The 17,125-nt window shown below is 65.9% G+C and carries 13 protein-coding genes and 2 pseudogenes; 6 read left to right on the forward strand and 9 right to left on the reverse strand.

Features of this window, described 5'->3' with window-relative positions:
• Positions 1–19: 19 nt before the first annotated feature.
• The 5 genes from kdgD to F8237_RS27015 form a co-directional block, all read right to left on the reverse strand.
• Positions 20–964: a 5-dehydro-4-deoxyglucarate dehydratase gene (gene kdgD, locus F8237_RS26995; protein ID WP_151649265.1), complete on the reverse strand. Its 945-nt coding sequence runs from the start codon at positions 962–964 to the stop codon at positions 20–22.
• Between the two features lie 123 nt (positions 965–1,087).
• Positions 1,088–1,993: a LysR family transcriptional regulator gene (locus F8237_RS27000; RefSeq protein WP_151649266.1), complete on the reverse strand. Its 906-nt coding sequence runs from the start codon at positions 1,991–1,993 to the stop codon at positions 1,088–1,090.
• Positions 1,994–2,119: 126 nt separating this feature from the next.
• Positions 2,120–3,460 carry an MFS transporter gene (locus tag F8237_RS27005; protein ID WP_162006236.1) on the reverse strand — a complete coding sequence of 447 codons (1,341 nt, stop codon included), beginning with the start codon at positions 3,458–3,460 and terminating at the stop codon, positions 2,120–2,122.
• Positions 3,461–3,599: 139 nt separating this feature from the next.
• Positions 3,600–5,549, reverse strand: a complete 1,950-nt coding sequence (locus tag F8237_RS27010; RefSeq protein ID WP_151649267.1) for an SGNH/GDSL hydrolase family protein — start codon at positions 5,547–5,549, stop codon at positions 3,600–3,602.
• A gap of 87 nt (positions 5,550–5,636) precedes the next feature.
• Complete coding sequence (locus tag F8237_RS27015) at positions 5,637–6,719, reverse strand: lysylphosphatidylglycerol synthase transmembrane domain-containing protein (protein WP_151649268.1); 1,083 nt, start codon at positions 6,717–6,719, stop codon at positions 5,637–5,639.
• Between the two features lie 347 nt (positions 6,720–7,066).
• On the opposite strand from F8237_RS27015, the pseudogene F8237_RS27020 reads away from it, so the two are divergent.
• Positions 7,067–7,237, forward strand: a pseudogene (locus tag F8237_RS27020) (DUF892 family protein); the annotation flags it as partial.
• A 19-nt stretch (positions 7,238–7,256) separates the two neighbouring features.
• Here the strand turns inward: F8237_RS27020 and F8237_RS27025 are convergent.
• Complete coding sequence (locus F8237_RS27025; RefSeq protein WP_151649269.1) at positions 7,257–7,685, reverse strand: hypothetical protein; 429 nt, start codon at positions 7,683–7,685, stop codon at positions 7,257–7,259.
• Between the two features lie 93 nt (positions 7,686–7,778).
• Between F8237_RS27025 and F8237_RS27030 the strand changes: the two genes are divergently transcribed.
• Positions 7,779–8,366 carry a hypothetical protein gene (locus F8237_RS27030; RefSeq protein WP_151650684.1) on the forward strand — a complete coding sequence of 196 codons (588 nt, stop codon included), beginning with the start codon at positions 7,779–7,781 and terminating at the stop codon, positions 8,364–8,366.
• Between the two features lie 15 nt (positions 8,367–8,381).
• On the opposite strand, the gene F8237_RS27035 is transcribed toward F8237_RS27030, so the two are convergent.
• Positions 8,382–9,725, reverse strand: a complete 1,344-nt coding sequence (locus F8237_RS27035; protein ID WP_162006237.1) for an aminotransferase-like domain-containing protein — start codon at positions 9,723–9,725, stop codon at positions 8,382–8,384.
• 184 nt (positions 9,726–9,909) lie between these two features.
• On the opposite strand from F8237_RS27035, the gene F8237_RS27040 reads away from it, so the two are divergent.
• Positions 9,910–10,146, forward strand: coding sequence for a DUF1127 domain-containing protein (locus F8237_RS27040; RefSeq protein ID WP_151649271.1), 237 nt, complete (start codon positions 9,910–9,912; stop codon positions 10,144–10,146).
• A 1,185-nt stretch (positions 10,147–11,331) separates the two neighbouring features.
• Here F8237_RS27040 and F8237_RS27050 read toward each other — a convergent pair.
• Together F8237_RS27050 and F8237_RS27055 are read right to left on the reverse strand one after the other, a co-directional pair.
• Positions 11,332–11,757, reverse strand: coding sequence for a universal stress protein (locus F8237_RS27050; protein ID WP_151649272.1), 426 nt, complete (start codon positions 11,755–11,757; stop codon positions 11,332–11,334).
• A gap of 75 nt (positions 11,758–11,832) precedes the next feature.
• A pseudogene (locus F8237_RS27055) lies at positions 11,833–12,362 on the reverse strand (SixA phosphatase family protein).
• Positions 12,363–12,570: 208 nt separating this feature from the next.
• Here F8237_RS27055 and F8237_RS27060 point away from each other — a divergent pair.
• The 3 genes from F8237_RS27060 (at position 12,571) to F8237_RS27070 (ending at position 17,096) form a co-directional block, all read left to right on the forward strand.
• On the forward strand, positions 12,571–14,052 hold the full coding sequence (locus tag F8237_RS27060) for an NAD(P)/FAD-dependent oxidoreductase (RefSeq protein ID WP_151649273.1): 1,482 nt from the start codon (positions 12,571–12,573) through the stop codon (positions 14,050–14,052).
• 88 nt (positions 14,053–14,140) lie between these two features.
• Positions 14,141–14,653 (forward strand): peptide-methionine (R)-S-oxide reductase MsrB, encoded by a 513-nt coding sequence (gene msrB, locus F8237_RS27065; RefSeq protein WP_151649274.1) that lies wholly within the window; start codon positions 14,141–14,143, stop codon positions 14,651–14,653.
• 190 nt (positions 14,654–14,843) lie between these two features.
• On the forward strand, positions 14,844–17,096 hold the full coding sequence (locus tag F8237_RS27070) for a flagellar hook-basal body complex protein (protein ID WP_151649275.1): 2,253 nt from the start codon (positions 14,844–14,846) through the stop codon (positions 17,094–17,096).
• Positions 17,097–17,125: the final 29 nt, after the last annotated feature.

The raw sequence follows: 17,125 nt of genomic DNA on the forward strand, positions 1-17,125 counted from the left end.
TCCTCCCTGTTGTCGTCTGTTATTCTGCAGCCTGTTGTGACGATCGAATGGCGGGCAGATTCTTCACCAGCGCGGCCAGCTCCGCGATCTCCTGCTCGGTGAGATCGGTCAGCGGCGGACGGACCGGGCCGGAATCGCGGCCGATCACCTTCATGCCGGCCTTGATGATCGAGACTGCGTAACCCTTCTTGCGGTTGCGGATCGCGATCAGCGGCAGGATGAAGTCCTTCAGCCCGGCGTGGATGGTCGCATGGTCGCGCTTGCGCACCGCGGCATAGAAGTTGGTGGCGAATTCCGGAACGAAGTTGAACACGGCCGAGGAGTAGGTCGTCACGCCCATGTCGAGATAGGGCAGCGCGAAGGTCTCCGCGGTGGGCAGTCCGCCGATATAGGTCAGGCGGTCGCCGAGCTTGGTATAGACGCGGGTCATCAGCTCGATGTCGCCGATGCCGTCCTTGTAGCCGACGAGGTTCGGGCAGCGCTCGGCGAGGCGGGCGAGCGTGTCGGGCTGCAGGATGGCGTTGTCGCGATTGTAAACGATGACGCCGATCTTCACGGAGGCGCAGACCGCCTCGACATGGGCGGCAAGTCCGTCCTGCTCGGAATGGGTGAGATAGGGCGGCAGCAGCAGCAGGCCGTCGGCGCCGGCCTTCTCCGCGCCAATAGCGATCTCGCGGGCGGTGGCGGTGCCGTAGCCGGTGCCGGCGAGCACGGGCACGCGGCCCTTGGTCTCGTCCACGGCGATCTTGACGATCTCTGGCACTTCGCTCGCCGTCAGCGAGAAGAACTCGCCGGTGCCGCCGGCGGCGAACAGACCTGCGACATCATAGCCGCACAGCCAGTCCATGTTGGCGCGGTAGGTCGCCTCGTCGAAGGAGTAGTCCGCCTTGAAGGGTGTGACGGGGAAGGACAGGAGGCCCGATCCGATCTTCTGGGCCATTTCCTGCGGGGTCATCTTGCTCATGGGCGCGGCTCCCTTGTCCGGTGTTGTGGAGGACGCAAGCGTGCGCGTCCATGCGCCGTGGTTTAGGAGACCGTTCAATGCGCGTCCAAGCCAAAGCCTATATCGACCAATGCGAAATCAGCATCAATCTTCCATCGTGTCCGCGGAGGACAATTCACCTGCGATCTTGATCAGTGCCGACAGCAGCGGATTTTCGTCGTCGCGCCGCCAGACCATGAACAGCTCGACCGGAATGCGCGTGCGCAGCTTCAGAGGACGCAGGCGGACGTCGGAGATCTTCAGCCCGGCAGCTGCGGCCGGCACGATGGCGAGGCCGAGGCCGGCCCGCACCATGGCGAGGATCGAGTGGATCTGGCTGAGATGCTGGACGTAGCGCGGCAACACGTCGGCGCGGGTGAATAGCGCGACCAGTAGATCGTGAAAGTAGCCGCTCTCATAGGGCGAATACATCACGAAGGGCTGGTCGTCGAAATCCTTGATGGTGATGGTGTCGGCATTCGCCAGCGGATGCTTCTTCGGGATCGCGGCGAGCAGGGGTTCGGCGACGACGCGGCGGCTGGCCACTTCGGGGCGCGCGATCGGCGGGCGGAGCAGGCCGGCGTCGATTTGACCGGAACTGAGCGCCTCGAACTGATCGCCCGAGACCATCTCCTTCAGCGAAAAATCCACCTCCGGCAGCTTGGCGCGGCAGGCCGCGACCAATTCGGGGAGGAAGCCGTAGGCGGCGGCCGCGGTGAAGCCGATCTTCAATGAGCCGGTCTTGCCGAGCGCGATGCGGCGGGCGACCTGCGAAGCGCTCTCCGCAAGCTTCAGGATGCGCCGCGCTTCCGGCAGGAAGCTGCGCCCGGCCGGCGTCAGCCGCACCGAGCGGCTGGTCCGCTCCAGCAGCGGCGCATCGATGATGTGCTCGAGCACCTGGATCTGCCGCGACAGCGGTGGCTGGGTCATGTTCAGCCGCGCGGCGGCGCGGCCGAAGTGCAGTTCTTCGGCCACCGTAACGAAACAGCGGAGCTGGTTGAGGTCGAACATCGATACATGCCTTAGATGGATAAGGCGCTTCCCCGGCACTTCTAGCATCGATCATCCCCAAAACAAAGACGGCGGCCTTTTGAGCCGCCGTTGAGTTGCCTGTCCCGCTCCGCTCACCTGGAACGCTCAGGAGGAACGTTTGAGTACCACCCGCTCGATCTTGCCGACCACCACGAGATAGGCAAAGGCGGCCACCAGCGCGTTGGCGCCGACGAAGACGAGCGCGCCGTTGAAGGAGCCGGTCGCCGCCAGGATGTAGCCGATCACGATCGGGGTCGAGATCGAGGAGAGGTTGCCGAAGGTGTTGAACAGGCCGCCGGAGACGCCGCCGGCTTCCTTCGGCGAGGTGTCGGAGACGACCGCCCAGCCGAGCGCGCCGATGCCCTTGCCGAAGAAGGCGAGCGCCATGAAGCCGACCACGAGCGCCTGTCCGTCGACATAGTTGCAGGCGACGATCGACATCGACAGCAGCATGCCGCCGACGATCGGGATCTTGCGCGCCATGGTCAGCGAGCCGGTCCTGCGCAGGATCGTGTCGGAGATGACGCCGCCGAGTACGCCGCCGATGAATCCGCACAGCGCAGGCAGCGTCGCGACGAAGCCGGCTTGCAGGATCGACAGGCCGCGCTCCTTGACGAGGTAGACCGGGAACCAGGTCAGGAAGAAATAGGTGAGCGTGTTGATGCAGTACTGGCCGAGATAGACGCCGAGCATCATGCGGTTGGAGAGCAGCTGGCGGATGTGGTCCCAGCGGGGGCCGGAGTCCGGCGCGCGCTCGCCTTTCGGCGCGTCGAGATCGACCAGCGCGCCGCCTTCCTTGATGTAATCGAACTCGGCGTCGTTGATGCCGGGGTGCTCTTTCGGGCCGTAGATGGTCTTGATCCAGGCAAGGCCCATGATCACGCCGAGCGCGCCCATCACGAAGAACACGTAGCGCCAGCCGTAGTCGTGCGCGATCCAGCCCATCAGCGGCGCGAAGATCACGGTGGCGAAATACTGGCCGGAGTTGAAGAAGGCGGAAGCCGTGCCGCGCTCGCTGCTGGGAAACCAGGCCGCGACGATGCGGGCATTGGCCGGGAAGGAGGGTGCCTCCGCGATGCCGACCAGGAAGCGAAGGCCGAACAGCACGGCGATGGCGGTGCCGGCGCTGAAGAAGCCGACCCAGCCCTGCATCATCGTGAACAGCGACCAGACGATGATGCTGAAGGCATAGACGACGCGCGAGCCGTAACGGTCGAGTAGCCAGCCGCCCGGCACCTGCGCGATCACATAGGACCACCCGAACGCCGAGAAGACCCAGCCCATGGCGACGGGATCGAGATGCAGCTCCTTGGAGAGCGCGGGACCGGCGATCGACAGCGTGGCGCGGTCGGCATAGTTCACGGTCGTGACCAGGAACAACATGGTCACGATGAACAGCCTGACGCGAGACCTCCTCACGCCCGCTGCGGACACAACTGCGCTCATCAGGCGCCTCCTTAGAACTCGAACTGTTTCCTCACCACGACTCCTAGAGGCGCGTGCGGCAGAGTGTCCAAGTTGAAGGGAGTATTGATTGATGCCGTTTTTGGATTGATGGAACGCTGAAAAGAGTCCGTTCTCGCTTCTACTGCTGCGTGCCCAACAACGGCGCGAGCAGCCCGCGTGTGACGCCCGGCGGCACGGCGTCGAGCCCGAGCACTGAGCTCGCCGCCGGCAGCGTGGCGTCCGCCATCGCGGCGTGGCCTTCGGCGCTTGGATGAACCGCGCCGCCATAGACGGCTGACAGCACGCCCCAGGTGGCGTCGTGGATATCGGTCGGCTGGCTCGCCGCCGGCAGGCCTTGCGGATAGGTCATCGCGGCAAAGTAACTGTCATTGGCGTCGCGGATCCAGCGCGCGCGCGGCAGGTAGGCGCGATATTCGGAGGCGCCGCGACCGCACAGCATCGGTTGGCTCGCCGCACTGACGATATCCGGATTGAAGCTCTGGCCGTTCTCGGCAAAGCAAGTGCGGTCGAATTCGGGATCGTTGCCGGCATGAGCGCAGAAGCCGTGATCGGCGAACGCGGCCTGATGCGAATCCACGAAGGTCATGCGGTCGGCTTCGGGATCGCGGCACAGCGCGCCGCGCGTGCAGGTGGCGAGACCCTTCAGTTGCGGCAGGAACTCGGTGTCGACGAACGTCGAAACGCGGGCGAGACGCTGCGGGTCGGCGTTGAAGGACGGATGGATGTCGAAGCCGGCGCGGCCGCCGCGGCAGGGCACGCCGCCGTCGGCGAGCGCGGGATTGGCGTAGGAGACATAGACCACGCGCGAGAGGTCGCCGCCGACCAGCGGTTTCAGCGCCTCGCGCAGCTTCACGAAATTCTGCGGCAGTTCGCGGGCGAGCGCATCGCGGGAATCGTCGACGCTCGCCATCACGCCCGAGCGGCGGAAAATCGCGCGTTCGGTAGCGGTCTCGACGATCACGTCGGCGACGAGGCCGGAGAAATAGACATCGTTGGCCCCGACCGAGAGCAGCACGAGGTCGAGGTTGCGCTCGGGCTGGCGCTTCTTCGCGGCGGTGAGCGCTTCGCGCAGCTCGGCGACCTGCGCGTTCAAACTGGTGTTGCAGACGCCGGTTTTGCCGGGCGGGCATTCGCGGGCACGCTGCGAACCGAGCAGGCCATCGCTGATGCTGGCGCCGGTGCAGGCGAGCGGGAGGAAGGTCACCGCGATGTGGGTGTAGCGGACCGCGAGCGCGAGCGCGGTGCGGGCCTGGTAACTGTAGAGCGAACGGTGGCAGGGCGAGTTGAACCAGAGCGCGCCGTAGCGCTGCCAGTTGGCGAGCGTGTCCGGCGCCTCGCAGGCGCGGCCGCCCTTGTAGCCGGCGCGGCTCGGCCGGTAGTACTGCGCGCCGGCGGTGCCGAGATAGGAGCGGAAGCAGAAGCCTTCGTCCGACAGCGCCAGCGGCCGGTCCGGATTGCCTTCGCCGGAGGCGATGCTGTCGCCGAGGCCGGCGACGAAGATGTCGCGGACCTGGATCTCGGTCTGGACGCGCTGGGTCGGATCGGCGCCGGAGGAGACGTCGACGCTCGCGACCGTCTGCTTTCCGTAGCGGACGCGCAGATTGATCGGCTCGGCGCAGTCGAAGGTCGATTGTTGCGGACCGTCGCCGTCGTCGAACGACCAGGCGCAGGTGGCGCCGACCGGCACCGCGCCGGTCAGGCGCACAGTCACCGGGTGGTCGATCGGGGTGATGTAATTCTCTTTGACGTTGTCGCGGGTGCAGGGCTGGTTGACGCGGCCCTGCAGGTCGATGCAGAGCCGGTTGACCATGTTGCGGGCCCAGCCGCGGCCCTCGCTCTGCAGCTCCAGCGACTGCTCGGCGGCGAGAATGCTGCGGTTACGCGCGTTCTCGACGTGGAGCAGGAAGTCGCGCTCTTCGCGAAAGAGGCGAAAGCGGTTGCGCACCTCCCAATTGATCTGCATGGCGCCGGCGTCCTGCGCGGCGGCGTGCTGGAGCGGCAAAGACGTCAGAATTCCGGCAAGCAGCAGAGCGCCTGCGGAGAGGGTACGAAAGGATAAAGGGATCATGGCCCGCGTGTTCAACGGCAAAGTTGAGGCGGAAATAAGAGAGGATTGCTCCGCCGCCCGCAACCCTTGTTTGGACCGGCCAGCCTCTTAACGCTTGCTGGCCTGCCGCAGCGACCGCTCGCGCTCCATCGCTGCCACCTGCTTGGGCAAATTGGCCTGGGCGCAGGCTTCCGCCAGCCGCCGCCGCTCCTGCCAGGGCTCGACCACGTTCATCCAGAGTTCGCGCGTGCCCATGATGGAGATGGCCAGACCGAACGGGATCATGAAATAGAGGATGCGGAACACCAGCAAGGTCGCCAGCAGCTGCTCGCGGCCGAATTCGGGCAGCGCCACCAGCATGGCGGCGTCGAACACGCCGAGCGAGCCGGGGGCGTGGCTGGCAAAGCCGAGCAGCGTCGCCAGGATGAACACGACGGAGAGCGACAGGAAATCGATATGTGGATTGGCCGGCACCAGCAGGTACATCGCCAGCGCGCAGAAGCCGAGATCGACCACGCCGATCATGATCTGCACCAGCGTCAGCGGCGCCGACGGCAGCATCACCTTCCAGCCCTTCTGGCCGAGCTCGCGGCGCTTCTCGCCCATGCACAGCCAGGTCAGATAGGCGCCGATCGAGGCCAGGCCCCCGAACCCGATCAGCCGGTTGATCGACGGCGGCAGCTGATCCATGTAGGTGGCAGCATCCGGATGAATGACCATGCCGATCGAGAGCACGAAGATGTTACCGAGCCAGAAGGTCAGGCCGGACAGGAAGCAGATCTTGGCGACGTCGATCGCGTTCAGCCCGTAATCCGAATAGATCCGGAATCGGATTGCGCCGCCGGTAAACACGGTGGCGCCGATGTTGTGGCCGATCGAATAGGACGTGAAGCTGGAAAGTGCTGCGATGCGATAGGGCACGTGTTTCTTGCCGATCGTTCGCAGCGCAAAAAAGTCGTAGAAGGTCAGCGTACAGAACGCGAAGACGACGCAGAGCGCCGCCAGCCCGATATTGGCGCGGGGGATTTCAGTCAGCGCGGTCAGGATGACGCCGGTATCGATCCCCTTGAGGGTCCGCACCAGCGTGGTAACGGCGAAGGCGATGATGAAGACGCTCGCGGCAATGCCGAGCCGTCGCCAGCCGATCCATCTCTTGAAGCCGCGCTTCAGCGCGGGCAGCAGTCCGTGCATTCGTCCTCCCGGCGGGGGGCAAAACCGACCAGGCCAGACATTGGCCGGTCGGATACGATCACTGCCCGAACCGGGCGTCGATCGCTAGGCATGATGTAATTCATTTAAGGCAAAAACAGCGACTTGTGCAGCCCTTGACAAGGATAGGTTCTGCGTTGGACCGGCCGCTTTGTCATATGTGGTTCATATGGGCGCGCGTTAAGCATATGAGTCGTGACGCAGCCGGCGGATCGTGCGCCCGTATGGCGGGCATCATCTCAAATCCGCCCGTCGCCGGCATTGTTCCAGCGCAAGGGATCCCGGGCTTTTCTGGAACGTCGATGCCGCGCGCCGGTTCGCACCGCATCGAGCAGCAGCTCGTCAAGCGACTGCCGAAAATGGCGGACAAGGCGACCGCCCCGCCGCTGAAGCAGGGCTTTTTGACGCACCTCGAGGAAACCAAGCGGCACGTGACGCGGCTCGCGGAGGTGTTCAGGATGCACGGGACGCAGGTGGAGACGATCGACTGCCCGGCGATATCGCGCGGCGTTTTCGTGTTCAGCCGCGGCGCAGCGCGAAATGCGCACCGCAGAACGCCATCACCGCGCCGAGGCAGAGCGCGGCCAGCCCGGCGAGCACGCCCGACACGGTCGGGCTCGGCGCCGAAGCCACCTGGCCCGCACCCGCGAGCAGGAGCACGCCGACCCCGATCAGGAACTGCCGCATGCGCTGCGGGATCTGGCCGTCGGCGGCGCTCTGCATCAACGTCGCGGTGAAATAGCCGCCGGAAAAACCGACCGTGGCGATCAGCCACCAGGCGATCGCCGCGCCCGCGGGAATGAACTCATGTGTGTCGGAGTGCCAGAGGCCGCCGAGGTCGAGCCCGTAGCGCGCGCCCAGCATGTGCACCGCGAGCGCGAGCAGCACGCCGGAGATCACGGCGGCGCCGAGGATAAGGCGTCGCGGAAAAAAGGTCGTCTCAGCCATGTCCCGCTTGTAGGATGGGCGAGGGCGATCGTGCAAGCGGATCGCGGACCGGATCGCGCGCAGGGGATTGCGCGGAGGGGATTGATCGTCGAGATGCCGGTTTCGGAAGCTGAGGCGCCCTCGGGTGTGAGCTACGCCTACAAGGCGTCGCTGATCGGTTCGGCGCATCGCTTCGAGCTGACGGACGAGGGGCTGTCCTGGCACATCTCCGGCCGTTCCGGCCTTTGGCGCTATGACGAGATCAGTGCTGTCAGGTTGTCGTTCCGCCCGGTGTCGATGCAGCAGCACCGCTTTCGCGCCGATGTCAGCCACGCCGGTGGCGGCCGCATCAGGATCCTGTCGACGAGCTGGCAGACCCCGGCGCTGGTGGCGCCGCAGGACAACGGTTTTCGCGCGTTCATCCTCGCGTTGCACGCGCGGATGGCGAAGGCCGGCAGCGGCGCGACGCTGACGGCAGGCCTCGGCCGCAACACTTATGCCGCGGTGCTGGCGTTCCTGGCCGTGCTGGCGGTGGCGATGACGGGGCTGCTGATCCGCGCGCTGATGATCGGCGAGTTCGCCGGCGCACTGTTCATCCTCGGCTTTGCCGCGCTGTTCACCTGGCAGGTCGGCGGCTTCGTCCGGCGCAACCAGCCGCAGAGCTACGGCTTCGATCGCGTGCCGAAGGCCTTGCTGCCTTAACGCGCGAGGAGATCGCTACTCCGTCGAGTCGAAATCCTCTTCCTTGGTGGCGAGCAGCGAGACGAGCGTGCGCAGGCCGGAATCGAGTTGCTCGGGCGAGGGCGGTGCGAGCGCGAGCCGCACTGCGTTCGGTGCATGTCCATGCGCGATGGCGAAGGTCGAGGACGGCGTCAGTGCAATGCCGCGCCGGGCGGCCGCGGCGACGAAGGTCTGCGAGCGCCAGTGCGGCGGCAGCGTCAGCCACAGATGATAGGAGCGCGGGTCGGCCGCGAGCTGGTAGCCGGCGAGCAGCCGTGCCGCGGTGTGCTGGCGGCGCGTGGCGTCGATCCGTTTCAGCCGTGTCAGCTCGGCGACGGTACCGTCGGCCATCAGCCGCTGCCCGGAGGCGAGCGCGTGGCCAGAGGCGATCCAGCCGCCAGTGCGGACCGCGCCCATCACGCTCTCGCGCAAATGCGGCGGTGAGACCATGATGCCGAGTGCAAGTCCGGGCGCGACCTTCTTGGACAGGCTGTCGATCACGATGCAGCGGTCGGGCCCGAGCGCCGCGAGCGGCGTGTCGTCGGCGAGGAAGCCGTAGACGGCATCCTCGATGATGGTGAGATTGAGCTTCTCGGCGACGCGCATGATGTCGGCGCGCCGCGTCGCGTTCATGGTGACGCCGAGCGGGTTCTGGATGATCGGCTGCAGATACAGCGCCGACAGATGCGCTTCGCGATGCGCCTTCTGGATCGCATCGGGACGCGCGCCGAATTCGTCCATCGGAATCGGGACCAGCGTCACGCCCAAGCGCGCCGCGATGCTCTTGACGTAGGGATAGGTCAGCGCCTCGACGCCGCAGCGGCCGCCGTTGGGGACGAGCGCCGCGAGAGCTGCCGCGAGTGATTGTTTGCCGTTGGCGGTGAAGACGATCTGCTCGGCCTGCGGCGCAAAATCCTTGCGCGCGAGATAGGCCGCGGCTGCGTTGCGCGCGCTCTTGGTGCCGGTGCTGGTCGAGACGCGTAGCGCGGATTCGAGCGCGTCGACGCGCTCGAGCCCCGCAAGGCTCTTGGCGATCATCGCCCATTGTTGCGGCAGCAGCGGGTAATTGACCTCGAAGTCAATCCGCGCGTCGCGCGGCTCGCTCAGCGCCTCGACCTCGCGCCTGATGTCGCCGGAGATGAAGGTGCCGCGGCCGACCTCGCCGACGACGAGGCCGCGACGGAGCAACTCCGTATAAACACGGCTCGCGGTCGAGACCGCAATGCCACGGTCATAGGCAAAATTGCGCTGCGGCGGCAGGCGGTCGCCCGGCCTTAACGTGCCGTTAGAAATATCCGAGGCAATAGCATCGGCAAGCTTCACGTACTCGAACTTGGACATTATTGCACCGAGAGCAATGTTTTTCTTGCTCCGAGCAATGTACTGGAGCATTTAAGTTCCATCAAGGTCCGCGATTGTGCCGAGGAGAGCGAGAGCAATCCGATGGCAAATGAGGTGCAAACGCTCAGGCGTCTGTGCCAACGGCATCCGCTTCGCCGCGTAGACCACAGGCCGGAGAAGAAACATGACCACGATTTCCCAAACTGCGGGGCGGAGTTTACGCCCAGCCTCGTCGGGCGGATTTTTCAGCACGCTCGTCAACGCCGCCTATGCCCTGTTCGATCGTCTCGAGCACCGCACCGCCGTCAAGACGCTGAACGAGCTCGACGACCGCGCCCTGCGCGACATCGGGATCAACCGCAGCCAGATCGAGGACGCGGTGTACGGCCAGTTCAAGGCCGAGCTGACGCGGTATCTGTGAGCGCTTCGGCTCTTGTCCCGGACGCGCTGCGGCGTTCTTACGCTGCTGCGCAGAGCCGGGATCCAGCAGGCCGCGGTACTCGCTGCGACATGGGCCCCGGCTCTGCAGCGCACCACACCGGACGATGCTTCGCATCGCCGGGAGCGCTGCGCAACGTCCGGGGCACGAGACCGCGGTCTCGGGCGCAACTGCTTCCGCATCGTCATTGCGAGCGCAGCCAGAATCTCGCCGCGGCGACAATGTCCATTCCGTCATCCTGAGGTGCGAGATTTGCGATGCGATAGCATCGCAAGTCGAGCCTCGAAGGATGAACGGCCGAGATGCAGCCGGGCCGTCGCCCTTCATTCGACTTCTGAAGCGTTAGACACAGCTTCGCATCCTCGCGGCGTGTTTCGCCCGAGCTTTACATCTCGCGTCACCCTCAAACGAAAGAGGGCGCAGGGAAGACCGGGTGCCGGCCGGGCACCCACGGTCCACTGTGCGAAGGTGGCAACAAGAATCTGCACAGCGGCATACAGGTGTAGCCAGGACATCCCGGCCTTCCCTGCGCAGTGGCTTTACGGCTTATGTCGCGCTCTCCCCGGGGAGCGATGCACTCTTGCCCCCGTCGCCTTGCGGATGGCTGATGCGCGAGTCCGGTTGGACCCCACCCATCACCGCAACGCTTGACGCCAGCCTGCGGGCGCCAGGACCACACGATTTTGCCGTACGCGGATCACACCGGTCGTGCGTGCGATGTGCCTCGCTCACGGTTTCCCGCCCTGCGATCACCCTCGCACCGATGTGGCCCACGTCCACCGCCGTCCGGCCCGCGTTCGTGACGATCGCGATGCGCCCCTCTTCCTTGGGCCGGAGTGCGCGCAATATCCGCCTATTCCGAATTTCTGTAAAGACGAATATTTTTGGCTGCGCGGATTGACCGATCGCTTGGGTGTTTTGCCCGTCGGGCAACGCGATATCTTGTAGCCAGGCTCTCGTGTCCCGGACGCGCTGCAACGCCCCATAGCGCATCGAAGACGCGCGTAAACGCGCTTTAGGCGTTGCTGCGCAGAGCCGGGACCCAGCAGGCCGCGGCATTCCTTGACGCATGGGCCCCGGCTCTGCAGCGCATCACACCGGACGATGCTTCGCATCGCCGGGAGTGCTGCGCTGCGTCCGGGGCAAGAGAGTGGAGTTCGCTCCGAGCTAGTGCCTGACCACCAGCACCGAGCATTTCGCGTAGCGCACGACATGGCCGGCGTTGGAGCCGAGGAAATAGGTGCGCATCGCCGGCCGGTGCGAGGTCATCACGATCAAATCGGCCTTCATGTGCACGGCTTCCTCGAGGATCTCGTGGTAGATGCCGCCCTGGCGCACCACGCTGGAGATGCGCGCCGCGTCGATGCCGGATTCACGCGCGACGATGGCGAGGGCTTCTTCCGAGGTCTGGCGCTGCTGTTCGTCGAAATCGGCCGGCACGTATTCGGCCAGCATCACCGGCGTCATCGGCAATACGTTGAGCAGGCGCACGACGCCGCTCCAGGTTTGCGACAGCGTTGCCGCGGTGGCGATCGCCGGCTTGGCGAGGTCGGTGTCGGCGAGGTCGATCGGCACGAGGATGGACTTGAACATCTGCGCCTCCAAATCTTCCGGTCAGGACGTCTTCCCGGCACGTCGCGCGATCAACCCGATCGAAGCAGCCTTGCGTTACCGAAGCAGCTTTGGACTCACGAACAGCACCAGCTTGCCGCGGCGGTAGGCTACGTCGTTCCAATCCTTGACGTCAAAGTCGAAGATCGCAAGCCCCGCGGTGGGCAGGTTATCGGCCAGCGCCTTGGCGCCATCAGGATCGCCACTGCCCATCAGCATCAACGCGGCCTCGTGCATGCCGGGATTGTGGGCGATCAGCAGCAATTGCTTCGGGTCGGCCGGGGCGGTTGCAGTGCGAATGGATTCCAGGATCTGCGCGGAATCGGCGCCGTAGAGTTCCGGCACGACCTCGACCTGCGGCGCCGCGACGCGGTCCTTCATCGTCTCCCAGGCGGCATCCCAGGTCTGCCTGGCACGGACGGCGTGCGACACCAGCACCGCATCGGGGAAGGGGGATGGGTGGCGATCCAGTCGCCAATCCGGGCCGCGTCCTTGTGGCCGCGGTCGTCGAGGCGGCGATCCTGGTCACGGCCGCTCGGCGCGTCGGTCTCGGTCTTGGCGTGACGCAGCAGCATCAAACGGCGCATGGCATTCTCGAATCGTTACAGGTCCAGGATAGTCCAGATGGATCATCTACAGGCGCCGGCTGAGGACAAGGTGACAACGGCCCGCACGGTCCTTTAAAGCGCGACGAGATCAGGACAAACCCTCGTCCCGCGTAAAATTTTCGTTTGGAGCATGATCTTTTCGGAAAACCGCTGCACACTTTTCCGGATCATGCTCTAAGAAAACGACATGAGCGAGACTTTCACAAGCGTAGCCCAGGAAGAAGCCGGCTTTCGCGACCGTGCGCGGCTGTCGTTCGATCTCGACGCCGACATCTGCGTCATCGGGGCCGGGCTCGCCGGGCTCTCGATCGCGCTGGAGGCGGCCCGGCTCGGGGCCAGCGTCGCGGTGCTCGAGGGGCGCCAAATCGGCTGGAACGCCTCCGGCAACCAGCTCGGCACCGTGATGCCGGGCTTCGCGCTGCCGCTGACGGAACTGATCGAGCGCATCGGCTTCGAGGACGCGCGCGAATTGTGGGCGATGTCGAAGGAGGGCGCCGAGTTCGTCCGGGCCAACGCCACCGAGGCGAACATGCCGGGGATCGGGCCCAGCGACGGGGTGCTGGAGGTCTCCAATGTCGATGCCGGCGACCGGCTTATCAGCCGGCTGCAGATGCTTCACGAGGATTTCGACACCGAGGTCGAGGGCTGGCAGGTCGATCGCGTCCGCGAGGCGCTCAAGACCGACCATTACTTCCACGGCGTCTACTATCCCCGGGGATTCCAGGTCGACGGCCGCAAATACGTGCACGGCCTTGCGGCGCTGGCGCGGCGGGCAGGCGCCCGCATCTTCGAGGACACGCCGGTCGTCAGCATCGATCATTCCGGCATCCGCAAGCGCATCGTCACGCCCTCGGCGCGGCTGCGCGCCACCCACATCGTGCTCGCCGGCAACATCCACCTTGGCGCGCCGCTGCGTCGCCTGTCGGAGACGCTGCTGCCGGTCTGGCGCTATGCCGGCATCACCGCGCCGCTCGGCGAGCGTCTGCACGAGATCATCGCCTTCAAGGGATCGGTGATGGATTCCGACGGCGTCGACCATTTCCGGATCGTCGACGGCGACCGGCTGATGTGGGAAAGCCCGGAGACCACCTGGGCGGCACGTCCGCAGCGCTTTGCAGGCAGCGTCAGGCGGCGGATCCGATCGATCTTCCCTGAGCTCGGCGATGTCGCGATCACCGACATGTTCGGCGGCGCCACCGGCCAGACCGTGCACGGCATGCCGCAGATCGGCCAGTTGCGCAAAGGCCTGTGGGTGGCGAGCGGGTTCGGCCGCCAGGGCATGAACACCTCGGCCATGGCCGGACAGTTGATCGCGCGCAGCATCCTGTGGGGCGACGAGCGCTGGAAGCTGTTCTCGCCGTTCGAGCTGGTCTGGGCCGGGGGCGCGACCGGGCGGGTCGCGGGCCAGCTGGTCGGGGTCTGGGGCAGGGCGAGTTCCGCCGCGGCAGGCTCGCTGGCCCGCTACCGCGAGCGGGCCAGGCTCAAGGACCGGGAGCGCGAGGCGCGGCTGGCCGAAGCCAACCGGGCCGCCGGAACTGGCCCGCGCCGTCCGCCGCCAGGTGCCCGGCCAAATGTCCCTCCAGGTCTCCGGCCGCGACCGGCCCCGCCGCCGCAACCCGCGGCCGGAGAGGTGGAACCGGCCCCGCATGACGGCGGCGTCTCGCAATAATCCTGCGAAAAATTCCGCCCGGAAGTGTAACGTCGGCCGTTAGAGCCCGTATCTCAGGACGTGGGACTCCCCGCGCACGGAGAATGAGATGTTTGACCGCCGCATCCTGCTAACGACCGTCGCCGGCCTGTTCGGCCTTTCGGCTTTCCGCTGGCTGAGAGGAACGCCTGCCGAGGCCGGCGAGAAGGCCGCGCAAAAATTCGAGATCGAGAAGACGGACGCCGAGTGGCGCGCCCAGCTCACGCCGCAGCAATACGAAATTCTCCGCAAGGAGGGCACCGAGCGGCCGGGCTCCAGCCCGTTGCTGAAGGAACACCGCAAGGGCGTCTTCGCCTGCGCCGGCTGCGACCTGCCGCTGTTTGCGTCCGACACCAAGTTCGAGAGCGGCACCGGCTGGCCGAGCTTCTACCAGCCGATCGAGGGCAATGTCGGCAAGACCGAGGACCGCACCTACGGCATGCTTCGCACCGAGGTGCATTGCCGGCGCTGCGGCGGCCATCTCGGCCACGTCTTCGACGACGGCCCCAAGCCGACCGGATTGCGCTACTGCATCGACGGTTTCGGGCTGGTGTTTCACCCGGCTGCGGCGTCGGCGACGTAGGCTTCATGTGACCTCATGCCCCGGCAATTGTTGCCGGCCCCGGCAATTGTGCCCCGGTCATCCGACCGGGGCAGTCTCTCTAAGTCATTGATTTCCTGAGAATACCCGCATTGGCATAGCCCTTGCGACTGTCTCCCCCGACTGCGGCCCTGGTCGACCGGCCGCCGAGATCGGATTTGGAGACAAAGTTATGGGTATCTTCGATGCAATGAACACCTCGGTGGGTGGCCTGCAGGCGCAGTCCTACGCGCTGCAGAACATTTCCGGCAACATCGCGAACTCATCCACCACCGGTTACAAGGGCATCGGCACCAGCTTCGTCGACCTCATCCCCGACTCCTCCACGCCGAGCAAGCAGGTCGCGGGCGGCGTGACGGCCAACGCCAAGGCCACCATCACCACGCAGGGCACGATCTCGTCCTCCAGCGTCGCCACCAACATGGCGATCACCGGCGACGGCTTCTTCTCGATCCAGAAGGCGACCGGCACCGTCGACAACGTGCCGGTGTTCAGCGGCGTCACCTACTACACCCGCCGCGGCGACTTCCAGCTCAATGCCAACGGCAATCTGGTCAACGGCGCCGGCTATTATCTGATGGGCGTCGCGGTCGACTCCAAGACCGGCAACCCGACCGGCAGCGTGTCGACGGTGCTGAAATTCCAGAACAACTTCATCCCGGCGCAGGCGACCACCTCGATCCAGTACGCGGCCAACCTGCCGACCCAGCCGAACACCTCGGCGAGCACGACGGCGGCGAGCGGCTCGCTGCTGGCGGAAGGTGGCCTGAACCCATCGGATTTCGCGGCCAACCCGCTGCCGGTGGGCACGCCGCCCGCGCCCTACACCAACGCGACGGCGTCCGGTGCAGCCGCCACCGGCAACATCCGCTCGGCCTATTCGTCGACGACGGCGACGGGCACGACTGCACTCCAGAACAACTCCTCGGCGGTGGCCTCGACCACCACGTCCCTCGACAACACCGTGGGCACCCATCTCGCCTCCAGCATCCTCTCCGCGCTGAGCGGCCAGACCCTGACGATCAACGGCAACACGATCACCTTCAACGCCGGCACCACGGTCACGACGGCCGGCAGCAATACCACGATCGGTCTCGGCGCAGGCACGACGGCCACGGTGGCCAGCATCCTGAGCGCGATCCAGACCGCCGGCGGCGCGGGCGTCACGGCCTCGCTGAGCGCCAGCGGCAACATCGTGATCTCGAGCGGCACCGGCACCGACGTGGCAGTCAACAGCGGCACGGCAGCCACGGCCCTCGGCATCAGCAGCGTGACGCGCGGCGGCAACGTGCTGTCCTCGCCCGCGATCTCGGGCGCCACGGTGCTGAGCGGCTCCGCGACCGCTGGCGGCGCCCAGGTACTCTCGTCCGGCTTCGCCGCTGGTGACACCATCACGGTCGACGGTCAGACGTTGACCTTCATGGCCTCGGGCGCGTCAGGCACGAACCAGATCAACGTCACCGACAACATCACGACCCTGCTCGGCAAGATCGATGCTCTCGCGGGCGCCTCGGGCTCGGCCGTCAGCACTGGTGGCGTGATCACGCTGAACACCGGCACGGCGGCCAATCTGTCGGTGTCGAGCTCCAACAGCGCCGCCTTCGCCGCGCTCGGTTTCACCTCGACCATCACCAAGAACCGCAATGGCGGCGGCACCGCCGGCACCGGCGGGGTGATCGGCAACGACATCTCGACCTTCACCAAGGAATCGATCAGCGGCGGCGCGGTCACGGCCTACAACGCCGCCGGCACGCCCGTGAATCTGCAATTGCGCTGGGCCAAGACCGACAGCGCCGCGCTGGGCGCGGGTCATGCCGATACCTGGAACATGTTCTACCAGACCGATCCGAACGCGACCGGCACGACGGTCGGCTGGGTCAACACCGGACAGGCCTTCACCTTCGCCAGCGACGGCTCGCTGACCTCGCCGAGCGGTTCCGGCATCACCATCAACAACGTCTCCGTCAGCGGTCAATCGCTCGGCTCGGTCGCCTTCAACATCTCCACGGGAGGGCTGACGCAATATGCGAGCACCAGCGGCGCGGTGACCATCAACACCATCACGCAGAACGGCTACGCCGCCGGTCAGCTCCGCTCCGTCTCCGTCAACAACAGCGGCCTCGTGGTCGGCACCTTCTCGAACGGCCAGAACCTCAACCTCGCCCAGGTGACGCTGTCGCACTTCAACGGCACCAACTATCTGAAGGCGATGGACGGCGGCGCTTACGCCGCGACCGAACAGTCGGGAACCGCCATCGACGGCGCCTCGGGCAGCATCAGCGGCTCGTCGCTGGAAGGCTCGAACACCGACATCGCCGACGAGTTCACCAAGCTGATCGTGACCCAGCAGGCCTATTCGGCCAACACCAAGGTGATCACGACGGCGAATTCGATGGTGCAGGACCTCCTCAACGTATTGCGCTGACCGGCGCGTGACGTAACCAAAGGCGGGTA

Source organism: Bradyrhizobium betae, from assembly GCF_008932115.1.
Taxonomy (GTDB): Bacteria; Pseudomonadota; Alphaproteobacteria; order Rhizobiales; family Xanthobacteraceae; genus Bradyrhizobium; species Bradyrhizobium betae.